At 52.3% G+C, this 22118-nt stretch carries 26 protein-coding genes, 1 tRNA gene and 1 pseudogene; 11 read left to right on the top strand and 17 right to left on the bottom strand.

Going from position 1 to position 22118, the window contains the following annotated elements:
* Positions 1–100: 100 nt before the first annotated feature.
* Both ABSB80_RS06850 and ABSB80_RS06855 read right to left on the bottom strand, forming a co-directional pair.
* A tRNA-Ser gene (locus ABSB80_RS06850) sits at positions 101–185 on the bottom strand.
* A 355-nt stretch (positions 186–540) separates the two neighbouring features.
* Positions 541–1341, bottom strand: coding sequence for a hypothetical protein (locus ABSB80_RS06855; RefSeq protein WP_428369482.1), 801 nt, complete (start codon positions 1339–1341; stop codon positions 541–543).
* A 28-nt stretch (positions 1342–1369) separates the two neighbouring features.
* Between ABSB80_RS06855 and ABSB80_RS06860 the strand changes: the two genes are divergently transcribed.
* Positions 1370–2356, top strand: a complete 987-nt coding sequence (locus ABSB80_RS06860) for an archaeosine biosynthesis radical SAM protein RaSEA (protein ID WP_428369484.1) — start codon at positions 1370–1372, stop codon at positions 2354–2356.
* A gap of 347 nt (positions 2357–2703) precedes the next feature.
* Here the strand turns inward: ABSB80_RS06860 and ABSB80_RS06865 are convergent, their stop codons facing one another.
* The 3 genes from ABSB80_RS06865 to ABSB80_RS06875 form a co-directional block, all read right to left on the bottom strand.
* Positions 2704–3942 (bottom strand): ornithine cyclodeaminase, nickel-pincer nucleotide-dependent, encoded by a 1239-nt coding sequence (locus tag ABSB80_RS06865; RefSeq protein WP_428369486.1) that lies wholly within the window; start codon positions 3940–3942, stop codon positions 2704–2706.
* A gap of 126 nt (positions 3943–4068) precedes the next feature.
* Positions 4069–4671, bottom strand: a complete 603-nt coding sequence (locus ABSB80_RS06870; RefSeq protein ID WP_428369488.1) for an NTP transferase domain-containing protein — start codon at positions 4669–4671, stop codon at positions 4069–4071.
* A complete protein-coding gene (locus ABSB80_RS06875; RefSeq protein WP_428369490.1) occupies positions 4659–5666 on the bottom strand; it encodes a pyridoxal phosphate-dependent aminotransferase in 1008 nt (335 codons plus the stop codon). The genes ABSB80_RS06870 and ABSB80_RS06875 overlap by 13 nt, the downstream gene beginning before the upstream one ends.
* A 196-nt stretch (positions 5667–5862) precedes the next feature.
* Between ABSB80_RS06875 and ABSB80_RS06880 the strand changes: the two genes are divergently transcribed.
* From ABSB80_RS06880 to ABSB80_RS06895, 4 genes are all read left to right on the top strand, one after another.
* A complete protein-coding gene (locus ABSB80_RS06880) occupies positions 5863–6042 on the top strand; it encodes a ribbon-helix-helix domain-containing protein (protein ID WP_015285751.1) in 180 nt (59 codons plus the stop codon).
* Positions 6043–6052: 10 nt separating this feature from the next.
* Positions 6053–7219, top strand: a complete 1167-nt coding sequence (gene ftsZ / locus ABSB80_RS06885) for a cell division protein FtsZ (RefSeq protein WP_428369493.1) — start codon at positions 6053–6055, stop codon at positions 7217–7219.
* Between the two features lie 504 nt (positions 7220–7723).
* Positions 7724–8584 carry a coiled-coil protein gene (locus ABSB80_RS06890; protein WP_428369495.1) on the top strand — a complete coding sequence of 287 codons (861 nt, stop codon included), beginning with the start codon at positions 7724–7726 and terminating at the stop codon, positions 8582–8584.
* A gap of 66 nt (positions 8585–8650) precedes the next feature.
* Positions 8651–9784, top strand: coding sequence for a DUF373 family protein (locus ABSB80_RS06895; RefSeq protein ID WP_428369497.1), 1134 nt, complete (start codon positions 8651–8653; stop codon positions 9782–9784).
* Positions 9785–10026: 242 nt separating this feature from the next.
* Here the strand turns inward: ABSB80_RS06895 and ABSB80_RS06900 are convergent, their stop codons facing one another.
* From ABSB80_RS06900 to ABSB80_RS06920, 5 genes are all read right to left on the bottom strand, one after another.
* Positions 10027–10506, bottom strand: coding sequence for a hypothetical protein (locus ABSB80_RS06900; RefSeq protein WP_428369499.1), 480 nt, complete (start codon positions 10504–10506; stop codon positions 10027–10029).
* Positions 10507–10627: 121 nt separating this feature from the next.
* Complete coding sequence (gene albA, locus ABSB80_RS06905) at positions 10628–10909, bottom strand: DNA-binding protein Alba (protein WP_428369501.1); 282 nt, start codon at positions 10907–10909, stop codon at positions 10628–10630.
* Between the two features lie 16 nt (positions 10910–10925).
* Positions 10926–11945, bottom strand: a complete 1020-nt coding sequence (asd, locus tag ABSB80_RS06910; RefSeq protein ID WP_428369503.1) for an aspartate-semialdehyde dehydrogenase — start codon at positions 11943–11945, stop codon at positions 10926–10928.
* Positions 11946–12488: 543 nt separating this feature from the next.
* On the bottom strand, positions 12489–12662 hold the full coding sequence (locus ABSB80_RS06915; RefSeq protein WP_428369505.1) for a 4Fe-4S binding protein: 174 nt from the start codon (positions 12660–12662) through the stop codon (positions 12489–12491).
* 5 nt (positions 12663–12667) lie between these two features.
* On the bottom strand, positions 12668–12841 hold the full coding sequence (locus tag ABSB80_RS06920; RefSeq protein WP_428369794.1) for a ferredoxin family protein: 174 nt from the start codon (positions 12839–12841) through the stop codon (positions 12668–12670).
* A gap of 384 nt (positions 12842–13225) precedes the next feature.
* On the opposite strand from ABSB80_RS06920, the gene ABSB80_RS06925 reads away from it, so the two are divergent.
* The 4 genes and pseudogenes from ABSB80_RS06925 to ABSB80_RS06940 form a co-directional block, all read left to right on the top strand.
* On the top strand, positions 13226–13459 hold the full coding sequence (locus ABSB80_RS06925) for a DUF2769 domain-containing protein (protein WP_428369507.1): 234 nt from the start codon (positions 13226–13228) through the stop codon (positions 13457–13459).
* Entirely contained in the window at positions 13407–14240 is an 834-nt protein-coding gene (locus tag ABSB80_RS06930) for an NAD(P)H-dependent oxidoreductase (protein ID WP_428369509.1), read from the top strand. The genes ABSB80_RS06925 and ABSB80_RS06930 overlap by 53 nt, the downstream gene beginning before the upstream one ends.
* A gap of 101 nt (positions 14241–14341) precedes the next feature.
* A complete protein-coding gene (locus ABSB80_RS06935) occupies positions 14342–14743 on the top strand; it encodes a cupredoxin domain-containing protein (protein ID WP_428369511.1) in 402 nt (133 codons plus the stop codon).
* A 616-nt stretch (positions 14744–15359) separates the two neighbouring features.
* A pseudogene (locus ABSB80_RS06940) lies at positions 15360–15647 on the top strand (transposase); the annotation flags it as partial.
* A 60-nt stretch (positions 15648–15707) separates the two neighbouring features.
* On the opposite strand, the gene dapB reads toward ABSB80_RS06940, so the two are convergent.
* Genes dapB through ABSB80_RS06965 form a run of 5 tightly spaced genes read right to left on the bottom strand, consistent with a single transcriptional unit; the run spans position 15708 to position 18843 of the window.
* Complete coding sequence (dapB, locus tag ABSB80_RS06945) at positions 15708–16472, bottom strand: 4-hydroxy-tetrahydrodipicolinate reductase (protein WP_428369513.1); 765 nt, start codon at positions 16470–16472, stop codon at positions 15708–15710.
* 7 nt (positions 16473–16479) lie between these two features.
* A complete protein-coding gene (dapA, locus tag ABSB80_RS06950; protein ID WP_428369515.1) occupies positions 16480–17472 on the bottom strand; it encodes a 4-hydroxy-tetrahydrodipicolinate synthase in 993 nt (330 codons plus the stop codon).
* 8 nt (positions 17473–17480) lie between these two features.
* On the bottom strand, positions 17481–17672 hold the full coding sequence (locus ABSB80_RS06955) for a 30S ribosomal protein S17e (RefSeq protein WP_428369517.1): 192 nt from the start codon (positions 17670–17672) through the stop codon (positions 17481–17483).
* Between the two features lie 26 nt (positions 17673–17698).
* Positions 17699–18244, bottom strand: a complete 546-nt coding sequence (locus ABSB80_RS06960) for a thiamine-phosphate synthase family protein (RefSeq protein ID WP_428369519.1) — start codon at positions 18242–18244, stop codon at positions 17699–17701.
* Positions 18245–18291: 47 nt separating this feature from the next.
* Entirely contained in the window at positions 18292–18843 is a 552-nt protein-coding gene (locus ABSB80_RS06965; protein ID WP_428369521.1) for an HDIG domain-containing metalloprotein, read from the bottom strand.
* A 95-nt stretch (positions 18844–18938) separates the two neighbouring features.
* On the opposite strand from ABSB80_RS06965, the gene ABSB80_RS06970 reads away from it, so the two are divergent.
* Positions 18939–19145 carry a hypothetical protein gene (locus ABSB80_RS06970; protein ID WP_428369523.1) on the top strand — a complete coding sequence of 69 codons (207 nt, stop codon included), beginning with the start codon at positions 18939–18941 and terminating at the stop codon, positions 19143–19145.
* Between the two features lie 416 nt (positions 19146–19561).
* Here the strand turns inward: ABSB80_RS06970 and ABSB80_RS06975 are convergent, their stop codons facing one another.
* Positions 19562–20686, bottom strand: a complete 1125-nt coding sequence (locus tag ABSB80_RS06975) for a DNA primase large subunit PriL (RefSeq protein ID WP_428369525.1) — start codon at positions 20684–20686, stop codon at positions 19562–19564.
* On the bottom strand, positions 20686–21429 hold the full coding sequence (locus ABSB80_RS06980; RefSeq protein ID WP_428369527.1) for a DNA polymerase sliding clamp: 744 nt from the start codon (positions 21427–21429) through the stop codon (positions 20686–20688). Before ABSB80_RS06980 ends, ABSB80_RS06975 begins: the two co-directional genes overlap by 1 nt.
* A gap of 98 nt (positions 21430–21527) precedes the next feature.
* On the opposite strand from ABSB80_RS06980, the gene ABSB80_RS06985 reads away from it, so the two are divergent.
* On the top strand, positions 21528–22109 hold the full coding sequence (locus tag ABSB80_RS06985; protein WP_428369529.1) for an RlmE family RNA methyltransferase: 582 nt from the start codon (positions 21528–21530) through the stop codon (positions 22107–22109).
* The last annotated feature ends 9 nt before the right edge of the window (positions 22110–22118 follow it).

The following is a 22118-nucleotide window of genomic DNA, read 5'->3' on the forward strand; positions in this document are numbered from 1 at the left end:
TAGGGAACGGATATGCGGCATAGACCCGGCAATGTATTCCCGGCAGCCAAATCTGTTTTTTTGTACGTTCCGTGAAAAGAATTTCCGGTTATGCTTCTGACGCCGGGGAAGAGATTTGAACTCTTGAGGTGCAGGGCACCAGTAGCTTTCAAGGCTACCGCCTTCCCGGACTAGACTACCCCGGCTCTTTGAGATAAAGATGTACTGACCACCTATATCTTATCTTAATAAACACGATTCGAAAATAGATAAAGGTTAAGCAAAACATTGCCGTTCACTCTATACAGCAATTTCAAGATTCACAAACCATTATCCTGTCACCCGATGAGTTTTCTTTGTGCGCCCACCAGAACTTTTGATCCCCTCTGTGACAGCTCCAAATAGTACAGGATTTCTTTACATTTCAGTTGCATTCGTTCCGGTATGAGGGCTCACCGTATGACAGTGAGTATCAAAAGGACAAGGCCTGCACCGATTGCGGGAAAGAAACCTTTAAAATAGTTATATTGGAATGAGAGGACTGAGGGTTCCGGCCAGGAACTATTTTTTCCGGCGGGCACAGAATAAGAACGTCGCAGCACCCGCTCCCATTGCACTAAAAACTGCCACTTCGGATGATTTCTGGGTTTCAACAGGAGTCGTCTGGCTGCCAGTCCCGGCCTGTGCAGAAGCTCCCAAGGAATTCGGTGATGCTGTCTCCACGAACGTTCCGGTTTGGGACTGTTGGGGGATTACCGAGAGGGTACGGGTACTGATAAAGCCTCTGGAATCCGTAAAACTCACATCGTATTCCCCGGGTTCCGGTATGGGAACGTCGGTGGAAAAATCGCCTTTATTATTCGTATTCACATACTGAGGGCCATAGAGTACCTGGTTGTCCGGGCCGATAACCACGATCTGGACTCCGGAATTTATTTCGCCCTTGATCGTTCCCGCTACATACAGGTTTCCTGTAAAGTTCTGGGTTGCCGGAGAGGCAAGGTCAAGGTCATCAGAACGGTCGACCAGCTGGATCTGGCGCATGGTTACCGAGTCTCCCAGTCCGTTCGCCGGCACTTCAACTTTGTAGATCCCTGCCTTAAGGTCGGTTGTATCGAAAACCGCTGTGAAGGTCTTGTCGGACTGGACATACACCGTCTTACGTTTGATTTCTGTCGCGGTCGTAAGCTGGTAATAGAGCACGACATCAAACGGCGTCCCGATACCAAAAGTGGTCGTCCCTGTGACAACGAGAGGTTCACCGAGGGTAAGCGTAACCGGTGTATCGATATTCACTTCGTAGGCTGCTGCATACCCGGACAGAAAGAGAAGCCCCATCACCAGCAGGACGATCTTTTTCATCTATATCAGATCAACTAATAGGATGTTAATGATTTCTTACACAGGGGAAAAACCGCTCGCATCGTGGCGGGGACAGGAGCGATACGAAAACGATCTGCTTGACTGCCTCACCGTGATATTCAAGAGCGGCGGTTGTGCATGGTCTGCCTGCCGGATGTGCAGCTATCGGCACGAAAGGTACAGCGGCCTGTCGTGCGATACACTACTTGATCGACTCCGGGGACAACTTGCCTGGATTATTGACCAGTACAAATCCGAAGATTACCGCATGATAAAAATTTTCACCTCGGGGAGTTTTTTTGATCCGGATGAAGTTCCGCCTGCATTTCTTACGGACATTGCAGCTGCATTCCGGGGAAAACTGGTCATCGCAGAGACACGCCCGGAGTATGTCACCCGGCAAACACTTGAACAATTCATCGGGGGCATCGATGACGGGAGCTGGGAGATCCCGCTCTACTGTGCCATGGGCCTTGAGACCAGCAATGACCTCATCCGGGAAAAAAGCATCAACAAGGGTTTCCGTTTTGCAGATTTCGCGGACGCTGCCCACCGTGCCCATGCAGCGGGAGCTGGCGTGAAAGCATACCTGCTGTTCAAACCGCTCTTCCTGACGGAAGGCGAGGCGATGGCAGATATGCAGACCTCGATTCAGGATGTTTCCGGACATGCGGACCTGATCTCGATGAATCCGTGTACCGTCCAGCGTAATACCGAACTGGAATTTTACTGGAAGAGAGGTGCTTACCGCCCACCCTATCTCTGGAGCATCCTGAAGATCCTTGAGAATGCACCGGTCCACATCACCTGTGATCCGCTGGGGGGTGGCCAGAAACGCGGACCGCACAACTGCGGGAAATGCGATTACGATATCGTCAAAGGAGTACGCGACTATTCACTGAATGCGGACCGCGATTTGATCGGGGCGTTACTGGACATCGATTGCGGATGCAGGAAAGAGTGGGAATACGTGCTGGCAGAAGAGAGACCATACTGCATGCCTCTGACACGGTAGAGTAAGCAATCAGGGAGGGGACAGTGCCTGTCCCCTCCCTTGACCCACCCCTGCGCTGAGCGATTCCTCGGTATTACCCGCTAGGGAATTTTCCGATGGTGTCCCATATACCTTATGAGAGAATATCGCCATGAGGGGATGCCCGAACGGCGGGGAATTAATCGTCCCTCGCTGGTACGACGACCGGCTCCTCATTACAGATTTGTGACTGAAAAACCTCCCTGCCCCGCCGTGCCCGTTGAGGGCCCTGGGGCTGGGAACACTCGTAATTCATCGTTTTCATTTTTTATTCTTTGACTACCCCTGTACATTCACGTACACGGAACAAAATAAAAAAATGAAATTTCTCACTTCTTCGCACCGCCGCTCTGGATCTCGAGCTGCTTTGCGAGCAGGGGCAGGAATGTCCCCGCATCCGAGACGATACCAATTGCCTGCGTAGTACCGCGGTCCATCAGCTTCGTCAGGTGCGCGGGGTTGATATCCACACAGACGGTCTTCACATTTGAAGGCAGGCAGTTACCTACGGCTATAGAGTGCAGGAGCGTCGCGATCATCAGTACCATGCTGCAGCCCCGGATATGCTCCCGCATGGCGTCCTGCGCAATCATCACATCCGAAATAACATCCGGCAGCGGCCCATCGTCACGGATGGAGCCGGCGAGGACAAACGGTACATTGTTCCTGACGCACTCATACATGATCCCACTTTTGATCACGCCCTTTTCCACCGCCGTCCTGATCGATCCGGCACGCATGATCTCGCTTATCGCGTAGAGGTGGTGCTTATGGCCCCCCATCACCGGTTTGCCCGTCGAGATATCCATGCCAAGGGAAGTACCGTAAAGGTTGTACTCGATATCATGGGTCGGAAGGGCGTTGCCGGCAAAGAGTACGTCAATGTAACCCTTGCGGATAATCTCGGCAAGGGCCCTGTCCGCCCCGGTATGGATGATTGCAGGACCCCCCACAAGTGCTATTTTCCCACCATTTCTCCGCACTTCGAGGATCTCGCGTGCGATCTTTGCGATGAGGGTCTCACTCGGGCGTTCCGGCGAAACAGTCCCATGCATGAACTCGAACGCGCTCTGCTCGCGGGGGCGTTCAGGGTAACTCACGCTCACACCCTGTTCCCCCACGACGACAAGGTCACCCTTCCGGATCTTCCCGAGAGGTTTGGACACTGCACGCTTTTTTACGGGATCAACCACAACAAGGAAATCCATCTCGATCGCTTCGACCGCAACCCATTCACCGCTGCATTTCACCTGGGTCGGGTGGTTGGTGGTCGTGTAAAACCCTTTGGGCACAACGCGATCAGCTTCTGCCGGGACAAGGTGAACATCTTTCACTTCGAGCGGACGGGCACCGAGCCGGTGGAGCTCGGAAAGGATTGCGCGCAATTTCTCCTTGTTCGATGCGGCAATACGCAGGCGGGCATAACTCGGGTCGGTCTTTTTCTTACCCACTTCGAACACGAGGATCTCGAAATTTCCTCCCATGTCCATGACCCGGTCAAAGAGCTGGGTCATGATACCGGAATCAATAATGTGACCCTGCAGCTCAATCTCCTGCGACTCCACCATAGTACAAGAACTTAGGCGATGCCCCTTAATATGCATTTCCTGAAAAAGGCAGAATTATGCGTATTTTTTGCTGAATGCCATGAATTGGAAGATATTGGCAGCATTTTTCCGGTCCATGTGCCCCTATCAGAACGAAGGATGTATTTTTAAAATCTTTTCGGCCTGTGCAAAATCTGCCCGCGTATTGACATTGACCGCAAGACAGGGTTCGTCGAGGAGGAGAGAGCACTCGTCCTGGACTTCGCCGATCCGGTCCCCGCGGAGGATATTGAGTCCTGCCGGGCAGGAGTCAATGCCATCGACAGTCTCCCGGTACGGCATCCCCCCGCGGCAGGATTTTACCAGTTTTGCAGGGATCCAGGTTGACAAGGCGTCTTTACCGGTAGACTGATAGGACGCGAAGATGAACCGGATGATATCCGGAGTTATACAGGGGATATCCGAAACACAGATAAAAAGTGGTCCCTGTTCCTCCAGGCCAAGCACAGATTCCACCATATCCTCCACATATCCTTTGCCTTCAGCTTTACACATTTCAATGCCCCTTGCCCTGCACCAGTTCATGGTCATGGGTGTTTTCATGGATGCAGCAACAACCGGTTCAAAACCAGCAGCCGTGAACGCATCAGTGATGTATTCAATCATTGGCCGGCCGCACAAGGTAATAAGCGGTTTTTCTCCAAGGTTGAGCCGGCTCCCCACCCCCCCGGCCATGATCAGTGCACGCATGCTGCAAGCGCCTCGATAAGTTGGATATTCTCTTCGTGGGTGCGGACTGCGATCCGGATGGATGTTGGCAACCCGAACGATGTGCAGTCCCGGACAAGGATATCCTTCCGGATAAGTTCATTGCACAGGGATGATGCGTCCTGTCCGCATTCAACAAGGATGTAATTCACAGAAGAAGGATAACTGCGGAGGCCAAGTGCAGAAATTGCAGAACTGAGCCAGTGACGTTCCCGTTCAATCGCTGACCGTGATCCTTCCAGTTCTTCCATGTGCCCGAGTGCTTCCAGGGCATATGACTCCGCAAAAGCATTCACGCTCCAGGGAGACCGCGCCGTTTCGATTTTTTCGATGAGTGCCGGTTCCCCAAAACCGTAACCGAACCGGATACCCGGTACTGCGAAACTCTTGGTAAGCGAACGCAGAACAAAGAGGCTGGGGTCAGAGATCTCCGCCACACTCTGGCTGGGATCGGAGAGTTCGATAAATGCCTCATCGCAGAAAAGAATGCCTTTGTGATATTTCATTTCATCCAGCAGGGCAAGCGTTTTTTCCTTCTTCGTTAATAATCCGGTAGGATTGTTGGGATTGCATAAAAAATACACTCCGGCATCAGAAGGTACGATAGTGGGAGTTGCCGCCGAAAGGCGTGCGGATAATTCATATTCACCAAATGTCGGAGACTGAAGGTAAAACCGGTTCCTGCTGATCCCGTTTCTGAAAACTACGGAGCAAAATACCCGGATCAGTTCAATCGAGCCGTTGCCGACACAGATTTCCGTTATATCCCGATGAAAAATGCTGCCGATCCGTTCTTTGAGTTCGGTATAATAATCGTCCGGGTAATACTCAAGCAGATGCAGATCCGGCTCCCAGTTGACTTTTGGCGGGAACGGATTTGTGCTCGCGCTGAAATCCAGCACGTTTTTCCGGGTTTTTTCACGCTGCCGCTTTCCGGTCCCCCCATGTATTGCCTTTACTGGAAAGTCAACAGCCATGATATATCGCTCTTTTTCCAGAATATTTGGATTACCAGTCTTAAATGCATTGTGAACCCTGATCTGCAGGCAAAGAAAAAGATTTATATATCCTTATGTGCTATTTTGATTCATCTGGTTAAGTCAGACACTAGGATTCTCTTTGTCTGACATATGAACGACAGAAGCCAGACATATGTCAGAAATGTGAGATACAATGATGCAAAGAATCACGCTCCGGCTGCCCGAACAACAGATCAACCTGCTCCAGCAGATGGTGGACTCAGGCGAGTATCCCAATGTTTCGGAAGCGGTGAGGGCAGCGGTACGTGAACTTGTAGAAAAACGCGCCAGCCGTGTCCTGAAGGAAAGCGACCAGGTTTCATTCAAGGTTTGAGAGGGTAAACATGCAGAGCATTATTAACGACGCTTTAAAAAATGCCGAACTTGAAAAAGAGTTGAACAAGCCCGGCAGCACGAACGCAATGGAAGATGACTTTGTCGGACAACCGAGAATTGTCATCATCGGGTGCGGGGGTGCAGGAAACAACACGGTAAACCGCATCCACCACATGGGCGTTTCCGGTGCAGAGACAATCGCGATCAACACGGACAAGCAGCACCTGGACATGATCCAGGCCGACAAACGCGTCCTGATCGGCAAATCCCTGACCAAAGGTCTCGGTGCCGGCGGTTACCCGGATGTCGGTAAGCGCGCAGCCGAGATGGCACGCCCCACGCTTGAGGCAATTCTTGAATCCGCAGATCTTGTCTTTATCACAGCAGGTATGGGAGGAGGTACCGGTACCGGTTCCGCACCCGTGGTCGCCCAGGTTGCAAAAGAACAGGGCGCCATCGTTGTCGGGATGGTCAGCTACCCGTTCCAGGTCGAGAAAGCGCGCCTGATCCGCGCAGAGGAAGGTCTTGAGGCACTCGCTTCGGCAGCCGACTCAGTCATCGTCCTTGATAACAACCGGCTGAAAAACTTTGTCCCGAATCTCCCGCTGGGCCAGGCGTTCTCGGTCATGGACCAGCTCATCGGTGAAACCGTCAAGGGTATCTCTGAAACGATCACCGAGCCTTCGCTTATCAACATCGACTATGCTGATGTCCGTGCAATCATGTCCAAGGGTGGCGTTGCCGTCATGCTCGTCGGTGAGAGCAAGCAGCAGAACAAGGCCGAGAGCGTTGTCCGCGAATGCCTCTCCAACCCGATGCTCGACATCGACTACCGTGGCGCAACCGGCAGCCTGATCCATATTACCGGCGGGACTGACCTTACCCTGCAGGATGCAGAAGAAGTCGCGACCTCGCTTACGTACGAACTCGACCCCCATGCAGATGTCATCTGGGGTGCCCGCGTCCGCAGCGACATGGAGGGAAAAATCCGTGTGCTTGCCATCATGACCGGTGTCAAGAGCGCGCAGATCCTCGGTACTCGCCAGTCCTACAAGACCATGATCGAAGACATCGAGAACAAACGCTCAAACCCCAAGGCAGTCGAGATGCCGGTAGCCAAGAGAAGCGGCCGTGACCAGCCCAGCGGTGGCGGCGTCCTCGAATGGGTCGGTTAATCATCACGCCACGCACAAAAATACTAACCTAAAAATCGAAGGGAAACATTCCATCCCCCACAGTAATTCAGGAATTGTTGGTGTATCCAACGACCAACATCCTTTTTGTCAGGTTGTTCGTTTTTCTAAAAATTTTCAATTCGGGAATATTTACCCCTGATAACCGGCGAAACACTTAATAATCCTCCGCTCCTTTAAAATATAGTACATTCGACCAATCCTTCACTGGGAGGATGGGGGTGGGACCCTGTGGACGGTTACACCCCGGTATCGGGAGTTGAACATCATGAACAGAGTGTTGAACAAAGACTTCGTACCGGAGTCTTGCCTGAATTCTGCGCTGATTAGCTTTTCTGATGTTTTTCGCCCTGCATCCTGCATGCAGAGTTGTCAAATGAGAGAATCAGGAGAGTCCGAACATTTTGCTCTTTTGGTCACATATGCCTCACATAAAAAAAGCTCGTGCCTTCCAGAAAAGGGGAATGTGATGGGGAGTGGTAACGCATGTTGAATGACCTTATGGAAAAAAGAAAGAAAATTCTTGCCGAGTCTGAAGAACACAAAAACCGCCGCAACGAACTGAATGCTGCAGCGAGCAAATCTGCCCGCGAGCGCAACACACTCAACAACCAGACCCGGGAATTTGTGGAAGAGGCGCAGAAGAACAAGGATCTCCGCGACAAATCCAACCAGGACGTCCTTGATATCAAAGGGCAGCGCAACGAGTTCAACGACAGGGCAAACGTCCTTTTTGAAGAGATCGAATCGTTCAAGAAAGAACACGGTACCCTGAAAAACCGCGGGATCAAGGAACTCCAGAAGCAGATCGAGTATATGGAGTACCGGCAGCAGACCGAAGTCTTCACTACTGACAAAGAACGCGAGCTGATCGAGAAGATCAAGCAGATGAAAGGTCAGGTGCGGGAACAGGAAGCAGAGCTCGAACAGAACAAGGAGATGCGCACCAAGGTTTCCGAAGCCCGTGACTTACGCAAGCAGGCGTCCGACCTTCATGCAAAAGTGACCGAGGTCGCAGAGCTCGCCCAGAAGCACCACGATCTCATGGTCGAGTCCTACCGCAAGGCTGACAAGTCCCGTGAAGCTGCGGATGCAGCCCACAAGAGTTTCGTCGAGGCACAGGAATCGGCCGACTCCGAACACAAGTTCTTCATTGCCTGCCAGAAAGAGCTCCGCGATTATGACAAGGTAATATCCGGGCTCCGCAAGAAGACGAAAAAGGTCAAGGTCACCAAAGAACAGAAGGCAGTCAGGAAAGAGGCAGAGAGCCTGTTCAAGAATTTCCGGGCAGGAGAAAAACTTACCACTGACGATATACTGCTCCTCCAGCGCTCAAAACTCATCTGATCCTGTATTTTTCTTTTTTACGCTGTCAGCAATAATTTAATAGATTTACGGCGATTTATTGATATAATGACGCAGGGGCGGACGTTAGTCCTGAGTGTCGATCGCGACGATGATATCGGATGGAAGGCCAAGGTCGATAGTCCGTGCATCGGCCGCGCGGCATGTCTGAAAGCGGCTAATACGCTGGCTCTGGCCGATCCCGAAGACTCTGACGTCAATGCGATCTTCTCTGCCATCAAGATTTATGACGACCTCACGGCGAAAGGCGAAGAGACGGCCATTGCGGTGGTTGCCGGGGATCACCTGCACATGATAGAAGGGGACCGGAGGATTGCCGCGTCGCTCGAAAAGGTGATTGCCGAGACGCACGCCACCAATTGCGTCCTTGTAACGGATGGTGCCGAGGACGAGTACGTCATCCCGATCATCCAGTCGAAAATTCCGGTATCAAGTATCCGCAGGGTGATCGTCAACCAGATGCCCAATCTTGAGGGGACGTACTACATCCTGAAAAAATTCTTCGATGACCCCAAAATCTCCCGCATGGTCTTCATTCCCGTCGGTCTCGCAATGCTTCTGTATGCCAGCGCATACCTGCTTGGTGCCCCGGGTGCCGCCACCATCATCGTAGTAGGAGTAATCGGGTGCTACCTGCTCTACAAAGGGTTCGGCTTCGATGAACTGTTTCACGGCGTCATGGATGCGCTCAGGCTGTCGCTCTCGCGCGGCCGTTTTTCGTTTGTAACCTATGCTGCTACCGTCATCCTCGTCATTATCGGACTTACTTTCGGGTTCGGTAATGTCCTGATATATTACTCATCGGACGCAAGCCTTGGACTTGTCCTGTACCTTATGACATTTGTGTACGGTTCCGTGGAGTGGCTCATCGTTGCCGGACTTATCACGTCGGTCGGCGTTATTTATGATGTGTATGTAAATGAGCGGGAAAATCTTGGCAAGGTCATCGTATTTCCGTTCTTTGTTACTGCTATCGGACTCATCCTCTATGCCGCAAGCGTCTATATCATCATATCCTACGGTGTTCAGGACTTCCCGTTGTCCGCCGATGCAGCCTCAAAAAATATTCTCTACGCTACCATCGCAGGTATCATCTCTGCGATAGCCGGCGTTGCCATCCAGTTTCTTGTCAACAGGAAAATGGCAGAGCTCCACAACCAGGAGATCATCGAAGTCATGTAATTCTTCTCACCGGCTCTGTTTTTTTCCCGCGATCTGAATATCGGGTTTTGTTCAGGGATCCCTATCACCCGACACCCGGCATGCACAAAACTCCATTGTGCACGGCACGACAGCCACGGGATATATCCGACGCTCCCGGAAATTCTCCGGGTGACACCCCCTGCGCGCCAGTATCCGGTTAAGACAGTATCCGGTTAAGAAAAAGTTCCACGATCGCTATGGATATAAGATTCTAAAAGATCTTATTTCAATCCCGACACATTCAGGGGTATCTCTTCATGGGCAAAATATCCCATTCCCCCGGGGAACTGATTTGCCATGGTGAGATTTCTTGTGACCTGAGGCGATTTGACGGTAAGGGTGGGGATGACCACGTTGAAATCATGCGAAGGATACCAGTAAATCCCGTTTCCGTATGAGAACGACGCGTTGTTCACCGAAAATTCAGCACTGTTCAGGTCGATATGTATCATCTGGGCGTCATCATAATTGAGGATCTTGAGCAGTTTGTTCTTGAGATCCTGTTTGCCGAATAAAAAGAATATGAAACGGGTCCCTTCATCGACAGTATAGTTCACATGAATCAGCGCAGTACCGTTATTCAGCTGAATCTGGACATCTTCAACCGTAATGTAACTGTACCGGTCTTCATTTGCCGCAAAAGCAGGAGCCACTATGCAGACAGATATCAGGATAAGAAGCGCGACCGCACGGGCTCGCATGGCATAATAAATTCGTGAATTCAATTTAAATTGTTTTGGGTATGTTCCCGGATCGAGGGACGTGATCACCCCGGCAGGTCATTCAGGAATCCCTGAAGATATCAGATGATAGTGAAAAAAATCATTTGTTGTTGGCAAGGACTATCTCAATCGACGAGACATTGGTCTTTCCGGAGTCGGTATCTATGATCTCGGTCGACGTCACGATCTCCTTCTTTGTTACTCCATCAAGGAAGCGGTTCAGGGCGATCTCTGCGGTATCGACAGCACGGGATATTGCCTTGCCCCGTGCCTTGATTGCCACCTCGTCTGCACCATTGTTGAACTGAGTGACTACGGCAAGGACGTAGTTCATGACCGGTTTATTTCCGACGAATACTGTGTTCTCTTTCAGCTGCTGCATAGGTTCCCATCCCTTTTCAGAGATACTTCTTCTTTGTGATCAGTTCTGCGTTCAGTACACTTGCCCCGGCGGCGCCGCGGATGGTGTTATGCCCCATCGCAACGAACCGGACACCTTCACGGAGTCGGCCCACCGAGACCGTCATTCCTTTCCCCCGCATCCGGTCGAGGCGTGGCTGGGGCCGGTCGGGTTCCTCTTCGAAGAAATGGATGGATTCCGCCGGCTGTGTCGGGAGTCCCTTGATCGGCGGTTTATAGTTCTGGAACGCTTTTTTGAGTTTTTCCACGGGTTCTTTGATATCCACCCAGACGGCCATGGTATGTCCGTCGATCACCGGTACGCGGTGGCAACTGGCGCTGACTTTGAATGGCGCGTTGGTCACCTTGTTTCCTTTCAGGGCCCCCATGATCTTGAGCGTCTCGGTCTCCATCTTCTCTTCTTCCTTGCCGATGTACGGGATGACGTTGTCGCAGATGGCCATCGCCGCAACTCCTTCAAACCCTGCCCCGGATATAGCCTGCATGGTCGCGACCCGGACGTCCGTAAACCTGAATGTGCGGAGGGGTGCGAGGGCTGCCACCATCATGATGGTGGAACAGTTCGGGTTGGTAACGATGAAACCATCCCTGCCGGCATCGCGCTGCACGTCGATAAGGCCGAGGTGTTCCGGGTTCACTTCCGGCACCACGAGGGGAATGGCCGGTTCCATCCTGTGGGAACTTGCGTTGCTGCAGACCCCGATCCCCGCGTCGGCAAACTCGGTCTCGACATCCGTTGCTATCTCTGCAGGAAGGGCGGAGAAGACAAGGTCGACACCCTTCATGGCCTTAGGCGAAGTCGGGACGACTTTGAGTTTTCCGATGTTCTCAGGAAACGGCGTATCAAGGCGCCATTTGACGATCTTCCCGTAAGGTTTTCCCGCACTGCGTCCGGAGGCGGCTAGCGTTGTAAGTTTGAACCAGGGGTGATCCGCTAAAAGTTCAACAAATCGCTGACCAACCGCGCCCGTTGCACCGAGCACTCCAACATTGATCATAGGTGTCAGGTCCTGTCTAATGTGTTCTTCCCCGTTTGAAATGATGGCGGGTTGTAAAATCCCATTTCACTTATGATGATAAAAACGTTGTTTTTTATAATTATCATGCGGGACGCACCGTATATGACCGATCGCAGTCTCAACTGAGACGGGGATTTGTCTGTTTGGAATCGGTGGTGTAGTATGTATTTCTTACAAGAAACGTTCGTTTCTTGACGGTCTGAATATGAATTCAGACATTACAAGAAACGTTCGTTTCCTGACGGTCTGAATATGAATTCAGATATTGCTTACAAGAAACGTCATTTCGCGACGAGTTTGAATATGAATTCAGGCATTGGCGAAAACCAATGTTGTTTTAAGAGCAGGGTTTGCAACTCTGCATTAGAGTACCATCTCCGGTTCACGAACCTCCCCAAACTGTAAAACCGTTTCCGGGAATAAGGTTCAGCCAACCAACGCTGAACCTGCTGGCGGGGGACTCCGCAAAAATGAATTCCCTTTGAAAAATTTCATAAAAAGGGGCCGGCAATTATTCCAGCCTTATTCCATATGAATTGCTTCTGACGGGCAGGCGTCGACACAAGTCTGGCAGTCAACGCACATGTCCTTGTCCACTTTCGCCTTATCATTCTCCATGGCGATTGCCGATGCGGGACATTCGCTCACGCAGGTCTCGCATCCGGTACACTTATCGTTGTCAACGACGGCTACCAATTCATTCACTCCACGGTTATGGCTTCAGAGGGGCATACATCGACACAGGTCTGGCAGTCAACGCACATCTCCTTGTCAACTTTTGCCTTGTCATTATCGAGGGCGATTGCCGATGCGGGACATTCGCTCACGCAGGTTTCACATCCGGTACACTTATCGTTGTCAACAACAGCTACCAACTCGTTCACTCCATCATAGATATTTCTCAAAAGACAAAAAATAGGTTTCTATTACGACCTATCTCCATCAGGAGATAGGGAGTGGAGAAGATTCTTCAGAATCTTCGACTATGATTCCATGTCCATCAGGGCACGGGGAATGGAGAAGACCCGTAGGGTCTTCGACCATGACTCTGATGCCCGGTCCTCATTTTCAGCCGTGAAATCCGGGATCAGGCAATTTAGGCCATGGAGAAATCCTATGCTCTCCGATGTAAAAGACTGACCACAAAAGCTGAGGTACGGAGTCTCCTTATCCTGTTCCATGCGTCTTCTGGCGAATAGCTTTTCTACAGAGCCCCTTTTAACAATGTTTAAATAAACATGAAAAAAAGGGAAGAATCTATGACTATGGACCGGAAAAAAGGGATCGGGCTCTGTCTCTGTCGGATGTGCCCGAGTTTTGTTGACTGTAAAGAAGAGATTGCGTTTTGTCTTGCGAATACCGGAAAGAGCAACTGCATACAAGAAGAGCAGGGCTGTCTCTGCCCGGGATGCCCGGTACTCGAAGAAGAGGGATTTTTGCATGTCTATTACTGCACCAGAGGAACCGAAACTGACCAGCTCGCTACCAGGTAATGTCTGGAAATGTCATGTGTGCGGATTCATCCACCGGGGCGAGAGTCCACCGGAAGAATGCCCGCAGTGCGCCAGTACTTTCCGGGAATTTGAAGAAATAACCGATAAAAAGAAACTCAGATATGACGGGAAAAAATTTGATGTCCTTCTCATCAATGGCAGCAATCACCGGGCGAACAATACCGGATACATGATCGACCTCATCGAGGAGGTCCTCAAAGAAAAAGGCATCAGTTACCGGCGCTTTAACATCAATGAATTCATCATCAACCATTGCTGGTGCTGCTACAGTATGCGAGACAATGCGTGCAGATACCCGTGCCGTGATCAGCTTGACGATATGCCGGCGTTCCACGAGATGATCATCGCTTCGAAGGCGGTCATCGTTGCATCCCCCATAAACTGGAACAATATGGCGGCACGGCTCAAGGATTTTCTCGACCGGCTGAACTGCATCCAGAACCTCTACCTGTTAAAAAAACCTGGGTTGACGGAAGGCAAGATCGTGGGCATCACGGTCTCCGGTCACGAAGACGGTGCAACAAAGACCGCGATGGACATCTACCTGTATTTTCAGCAGATGGGGTATATTCTCGCACCTTTCGGCGTCTCGTACCGTACCCATGGGGCGCAGTTCAACACGAATACCGATACGGAATATCTCAGGAATGACCCTCTCGTGATTCTGAAAGTCAAGGGGATGGCATACAACGTAGTAGAAATGCTGCGCCTTGATATTGAAGGCAAGCTGAAGGGAAAACTGGTACCTGTCTGTGAATGAGATAAACGGGAAATTTGCGGTCTGTAAGAACAAACGTTTGATCTACTATTCACAAATCCTTTTATTCTTCTCGGGTAAGAGGATATGTCGGAGAGATTCGAATGAAATGCACACCTAAACAATTTTACTGGGCGATCCTGATTGTTGTCCTTGGAACATTCATCGCCGTGACCGGATGTACCGGTTACGGGTCGTCGCCGCAGACTCCGGCAACCACACCGGCACAGGTCACAGGAGCTGCGACGGTCAATATCCAGAACTTTGCATTCAGTCCGGCAAGCATCACCATCCCACGGGGAACGACGGTAACATGGGTGAACCAGGACTCTGCAAACCACCGGGTCCTCAATGATGCAGGGGGGTCAATCGCTGAGGGGGCATTATTCTCGAGCGATTCTTTACCGAATGGTGGAACCTATTCCTTCAGATTCGACTCGCCCGGAACCTACCCGTACCATTGCAGTATTCACCCATCGATGAAGGCGACGGTTATAGTAACCTGATTTCTTCATAAATTTTAAATCGCTGTTTTCATTTCAATCAGAAGAAAAATTGCCAGATAACCAGGGTTATGTGAATGAGTGCAAAAATAAAAGTCACTGCGGCCATTCTCATATGCCATTTGAAGGGAATATGGTAGAGTCCTTTTAACACAAGAATACCCATTGTGGCAGTTATGATAAGGGAGATAAACGTAATAATCCCAAAATAGAGGGCGATAGGAAGACCAAAAATCACGATATGACCCAGGGAAGTAATCATAATCTCAATATTACATTGAGGGGCTCTGTAAATAAATCATTAGAAAAAATGGCTCTGTAGAAACGGAAATGAACCTATGACGTCCACTCCGGAACCATGAAAATCGGATAAACCGACTCCCGAATGTGTTTCGGTTGGTGATAAATGGTTAACTCAACGTAGATGATTTTCATAGGAAATCCTATGTTTTCCGAGGTAAACACCTGACCACAAAAGCTAAGGTACGGCGTCTCCTTACCCGGTTATGCGAATAAACGGTGAGGAGACGAAATAATGTCAGTAAACCGGGCAACCGGTCCATGACATACCTCATCTCATGCGGAAAAACCCCCCGTTCAATGTCACCGAACAAGAAAGTCTGATACCTATGTCCTCGATAAAGGATATGATTCTGAAGATATTCACAGACTGATCCGAGATGACTTAAACGCTTATTCTCTTATCCCGGTCAGAACCAGAAAACGAAAATGGATCTCCGGGTACTGCCGAAGAAGACCCGCACTTTCATTTGATAAGGAAAAATATCATCAAAGGAATAAGGTCGAAACCGTATTTTCCGTCTTGAAAAGAAAGTTCGGGGAAGCTCTGAAAGGACGTAAATTCCAAGCGCAGATCAAAGAACTCACGGTCGGGCGATCAGGATAGGCAATAGCCGAAAATGCAATTCATGCAAATTAGCTAATCAGCATTTTAAAAAGAGAGTGATTATTTCCTCAGGCCGAGCACGTCGCTCATGCCGTAGATACCGGGTTTCTTCCCTGCGACCCAGCGGGCAGCCCGGAGTGCACCGCTGGCGAAGACCGAACGGTCATATGCCCGGTGCGAGAGTTCGATAGTCTCGAAGTTCTTCGAGAACATGACCTTGTGGTCCCCGACAATATCCCCGCCGCGGATCACGTGGACGCCGATCTCGTTCTGCCGTTCGGTCATACCTTCACGCCCGTACTGCTTCTTCCGGGCACCGGCCTCTTCTTCAATGATCTGCAGGATCGTCTTTGCCGTGCCGCTCGGGGCATCCTTCTTGTTCCGGTGGTGGGCCTCGATGACCTCGATATCATAGTCCCTGAGGAGCTTTGCCGATTCCCGGACGAGCTGCCAGAAGATATTCACGCCGACCGAGAAGTTGCTGGAGATAACCGCCGGGACATGCCCCTCGATCGCCCTCTCCATCTCCTCCCGCTGCGCCGGTGTGAAGCCGGTCGTGCCCACGACAATGGCCACGTTGTTCCGGGCCGCCATCTTCACGTTCTCCACGGCCGCGGCAGCGACCGTGAAGTCGATCAGCACCTCGGCCTTCGTCCTCTTTAGGAGCGCTTCGGCATCCTTCGCCCCGACGATCTCCACCCCGAAAAAGGAGCCGGGCTTCAGGTTGATGCCCCCCACGAGTTCGAGGCCCTTCGACTCGTTGACCATCCGCCCTATGGTCTGCCCCATGCGCCCGGAGGCGCCACATACGACGACTCTCGCCATGGCCCGTTCACCGCGTGCGCCGTTTCGGTGCAGGTTTTGCCTTTGCTGCCGTTGCTTTCACCGCTTTTTTGGCCGGTGCTGCCTTCTTCGCGGAGGTCTTCGCAACCGCCTTCGCCGCTCCCTTTGTGGGAATGTTGGAGAGCACTTTTTTCAGCTGCTCGGTCTTCTTCTCATCAAGTTCATCGAGCGGGAGCCGGACCGGGCCGCCTGCCAGACCGATCAGTTCCACCGCCTTCTTCACCGGGATCGGGTTGGTATCGATGAACATGGAGCGGAACAGGGGAGAGAGGGCATAGTGGAGCACCAGCGCCTTCTGGTAGTCGCCGCACGTTACCGCCTCGTACATTGCGACCATCCGTGAGGGATCGACATTGGCCGCAACCGAGATCACACCGGACCCGCCAAGCGCCATGATCGGCAGGGTGATATTATCGTCACCGGATATAACGGTAAAATCCTCGTCCTGCGTCTCTTCGATGATCCGCGAGATCTGCCCGATATTGCCGCTTGCTTCCTTGATGCCGACAATATTGGGGTGCTGCGCCAGTTCTGCCACGAGGTCCGGCTCGAGGTTCTGGCCGGTCCTCCCCGGCACGTTGTACATGACCACCGGGATGTCAAGGTCCGCAAGTTTCGTGTAGTGCTTGATGAGACCTGCCCGGTTCGGCTTGTTGTAGTACGGACTTATGACAAGCACCCCGTCCGCACCGACGTTCCTGGCGGCCTTCGTCAGTCGCACTGCCTCGGCAGTGTTGTTGGAACCTGTACCGGCGAGCACCGGGATCTTTCCGTTGACCTTCCCGACCGTGAGCTCAATGACCTTTTCGTGCTCTTCAAAGGTAAGAGTCGCAGATTCGCCAGTCGAGCCGCAGGGAACAATCCCGTGGATGCCACGGGAGAGGAGAAACCCGATGTTGCGGTCAAGGCCCTGGATGTCAAGGCTCATGGAAGGGTTTCTTTTAAAAGGGGTTATGATTGCCGGAAGGACGCCTTCAAACATGAATAGGGTTATGAGCGTCTTTTGGTATTTATTTTTCTTGTAATGTATCCGGCGACGCGGTTCCGGACACGCTTGCTCCCGATGACTGCGGAAGTACCGAGCTGCTGCTTGTTCTCTTCGAAGTTATTCGAGAAGTTGTCGCGCTGCTTCGCAACAAGTTCGTTACCGAGTGTTTTGATATATGACGGCTTGATTCCCATGTAAGATTCCTCAAGAATTCTATATTTTAAATGCGGTTTGAGCAGATAATGATATTGTTTGCAACGCCGACCGGATCCTCGCCGAAAAGAAGGATTCGGGATACGTTTCCCCCCGCACCCGGCCTGAATATCACGTCCGGTACCCCATCCCTGCAACAGGAGGCGACACCCCAGTCCATCGTGCTGATTCCCTCAGATACCTGTTTGGGATCACCGGTAACGCATTCGAGGAACAGGTCATCCTCCAGCACCGCACGCGCCCGCCCGGTGAACTGAACCGACGCGGCACTCCGCATCAGCGGGTCGAACTTCATTGCGGTCAGGATAATCCTTGCTATTCCGTCATCCATGCCGAACCCGCAGGGGCCTGCGGCAATGGGTTTTGTCTCTCCGGCCACGATTCCCCCCTGCACGGCCGCAATACCGTGGCTGTCCCGCGCACCCCTGATGGCATACCCGAGCGAGACACCGTGTTCAGGGATGAGGCGGCGGTCCAGTGACCCTTCAAGCAGGGCAACGGCCTGGGCCAGCCGGTCCATCACGTCGTTTCGTTCCTGTGCCGGGTTGTTCATACCATTCCAGAAGTTACCGGGTGCGCAATTAAACCTGCCGGTGATTGTCAGATAAGATCAAGTTCGGCCCGGATCTCCCTGAGCCCCTGTATTGCCAGGTCGTAGAAGACTACGGGATCCATCACTGCCCGGATGAGCCCGATCCGGTCCCGGTCGCACCCGGCCGCAAACCCTTTTTCTTTCATCTTTTTTCCTACGGTCTTCGGGGTAACGTCAGAGATCTTCCCGGCTTTTACGAGAGCGCACGCGATCACCAGCCCGGATACGCTGTCTGCTGCCTGCAGTACGATCTCGACGGGGCGTTCGTACGTCCCGCGATGGAGGAAGTGGTTGTGGCGTTGTATGATTTCCGCCAGTTCTCCGTCGATACCCTCACGGATCAGGATCCCGGCTCCTTCAGTACCGTGGCGGTCCATGGCGCCGCCGGTGAGCTCGAAGTCGATATCGTGGAGGATCCCGATCGTTTCCCATGCCACGGGGTCTTCTGACAGGAATTCAGCGGCTTTCTTCATGACGGCACCGGTGGCAAGGCAGTGCCGGGTGAGATTTTTATCATGGACATACCGTGCGAGAAGTGCAACTGCTTCGGTCCGTTCCATAGGCAGATGGTTTGGAGCCGGGGGGTCATGAGGGTAACGGGAGGTCCTGTGCATATCGGATAAACCTATATTCTCCCGTGGCGAAAATGCTATGAATGGACGCGCGACTTCTTGATGTGATCATCGGTGTGATCGCTTTTATCCTGCTGATCGTACTGCTTGCCGTTTTGCCCATGGTATTCCACCTCGTTCTGGCGCTGCCCCTTGAAAATGTGGCAAGTTTTGCCTACCTTGCGGCAATCATCATCTTCATCGTCTTCCTCTCCGGCGCAGGATACCTGGTCAACGAGAAGATCACCTGATACGGCCGTATTTATTTTTCCGGTGGGGATAAATTCCACCCGCCTCCTTTTAATTTTCCGGAATGGCAGCGACTACCCTCCTGAATCTCCCCAACGAAAACGGGTCCGTGACCGGTACCATTCGATCCGGTACATAAAATAATGAAACTATGTGAGGGACTCCCGCCTCAGGGCCTCTACGAGAACTGAGTGGTTCATCAGAACCGCGAAGTGTGAGAAGTTCGCAGGAACTTCGAGCACAGCGGGGCAGGAAAGTTTTTCAGAATCTTTTTTTTTTTCGTCACTGATCCGCCGCAGGGGCGGCGGCGTCCATCCCAAAAGGGGAAATGGGGTCTCAACCCCCATAAATCGTATCTGAATGTTTTTCCTAGAAATGCGTTGGGATTAATTTGACGATCTCCCGACCTGAAGAAGGATTACGTAGACGGTGCCGGCGTTTTCTCTTCTTTCTTCTCTTCCTTTTTCTCTTCCGGTTTTTTCTGCCCTTTTGCCGTTCTGTCCTTCTTTTTTATCGTATAATAACTGAGGGGATGGGCCACTCGTTCGCAGAGGGGGTCCCGGTGGACACAGAGCCCGGTGGTCCGCATCGCGGCGCAGGCAGGCGCGTTGTATTCGGTGCCGGAACCACCCCGCCCGGTGATGTGCTCCACCTGGTACATGGTCTTCTCCGGGTCGAAGTCCGGTGAGCGGGCATAGAGCTGGGCGATGCCGCTCACATCCATGCCGATCGTGTGGAGGAAGGTGGTCAGGGAAAACCTGCCGGCATGGCTCAGGTTGGTCCCGGCAGTGAGCGCGGTGATGAGGGCCTGCATGCAGGGGGGGAACGCACTCTCCTCGATAGTACCGAACTGGCGGAGCATCTGCTCCTGGTACTCTTTTTTTATCTGCTCGGCAGCCGGCCCGAGTTGTTCGCAGATCTTCTTGGGGACATGATAGGGGAGGTCCCGCCGCAGGATGACACGGATCCGTTCGCGGAGGAGCTCGAGCAGCTCCTCCTTCCTGACCCCGACATACCCGTTCTCCACCCGACGGTTGACCAGCTTGAACCGGGCTTCGTGCAGCGGGGAGACTATCTCGACATAATCTGCCAGGGGCATCCGGTCTCCGGTGAGGTTGATCCGGAATTCCTGTGCCAGGTAAACGAGTATCCGGCTGTTATTGTCGTCATCGAAGACCGTGTTCTCGTTCCAGCCTTTCTCATTCTCCGATCCGGTCTCGGAATTGAGAAAATAGTACGCCCGCTCGGCCTCGTACCGGGTGAGGCGGTCGTAGAGCTGCTTGTCGTTGATGCAGGAAACAAGGATCCGGGAAAGGACATACCCCGCAATCTCGTCGTCGTCGCGGTTCTGGAAATGCGCGACGATGGTCTTTTTCGAGGACAGGGCCTGGTTGATCCGTTTCACGGCAAGTTCAGTCAGGAACGCCCCTTTCTTCCCGGCCAATAGCACATCGACCGGGGGAAAAGAGTTCTTGACATGGTTCTGGGCTTTTTTTAAAAAGGGAAAATGGGAAAGTTCCTTTGCCGATGGGCTGTAGTCCATCAGTCAGCCTCTATCCTGGGTGCGAGGAGGTACTCGACATGCCCGTTGCCACCCGCAATATCGAACGAGAACCTGACCGGGTGGTCGACGCCCAGGTAAATCTCGACTTCTGCCGCCCTGCTCATGACCTTTCCCATGTCTTTGAGGTAATCGAGGGAGAAGAGCGAACGGGCTTCCACCGGGGTGAGCGATACGAGCTCGTCCTTGGAGAATTCACGCCGGATGTTATCCGTGTCGCCTTCAGCAACGAGATAGAAGGTCTGGTCTTTCGGGTTGATCCCGAGCGCGATCTTGTCCGAGATCACTGCCGCGGCCTTCATGGCGTTGTTCAGGTCTTCGCCTTTGATCACGATCTTGCCCGGCAGGTTGATGGTGGGAGGGTTCGGGTCTTTCCGGATGGTATTGGTGTCGAGGAGCGTGATCGAATAGTGGTAGCCGTGCACCGAGACCGACATCTTCTGGGCGTTGTCGGCCATCTCGATGCTGATGAGGTCGCCCTTCCCGGACATGCCGAAAATGTTCTTCATCTTCATCAGGTCAATGCCGAGCTGGCTCGTCGTTGCCTTGTACGAATCGAACGCTTCCTTCTTGAGCGTCAGGCCGATCATCGCCACGTTGGCGGTATCGACCGCCCGCGTGGAGATGCCGCCCTCGTCCGTATGGAGCCGGCACTCAGGGATGAGAGCCGAGATCGCTTCGATAGCTTCCCTGAATATATCTGTGTCAATCGTTGCTTTTAACATCGCTTACCCCTTAACACAATCTCTTATACAGTATATCGTCATACTTTAATTATAGCGTTTTGGGTTTTACCCGGAATTTGAGGGGAACGATCAGGATAATGGGTTCACAATGGGGTTATGACAAGACCTACCTTCGGGCGAAACATGAGGGGTACCGCTCCCGTGCCGCATACAAGCTGACGGAGATCCAGCAGAAGTTTTCCGTGATCCGGGCGGATGACAATATCGTCGACCTGGGGGCTGCCCCGGGGAGCTGGCTCCAGGTGGAGCGTACGCTGACGCAGGCCTGGGTCCTGGGCATCGATCTCAACCCGATCGCTGCACTTGAAGGGGTCGAGACGATCGAGGGCGACCTCAATGACCCGGAAGTGCTGGAAAAAGTGCGGTCCATGCTTGGCGTGGTCAACGTCGTCCTCTGCGATGCGGCACCCAGACTCTCCGGGCATAAAAGTTACGACCAGGCGCGGATCATCGAGCTGGACGAACAGGCCCTCCTGTTTGCCTGCAGGGTCCTGAAACAGGGAGGAAATTTCGTTGTGAAATCCTTCCAGGGAACGGACTTTCCCGAGCTCTACGCCATGACCAAGGCACACTTTTATTCCGTCAAGACCTGCATTACCAGATCGACCCGGAAAGGAAGCACTGAACTCTACATCATCGCAAAAAATTTCACAGGATGAACAGTACTA

Origin of the sequence: Methanoregula sp. (genome assembly GCF_050010295.1) — an archaeon.
GTDB lineage: Archaea > Halobacteriota > Methanomicrobia > Methanomicrobiales > Methanospirillaceae > Methanoregula.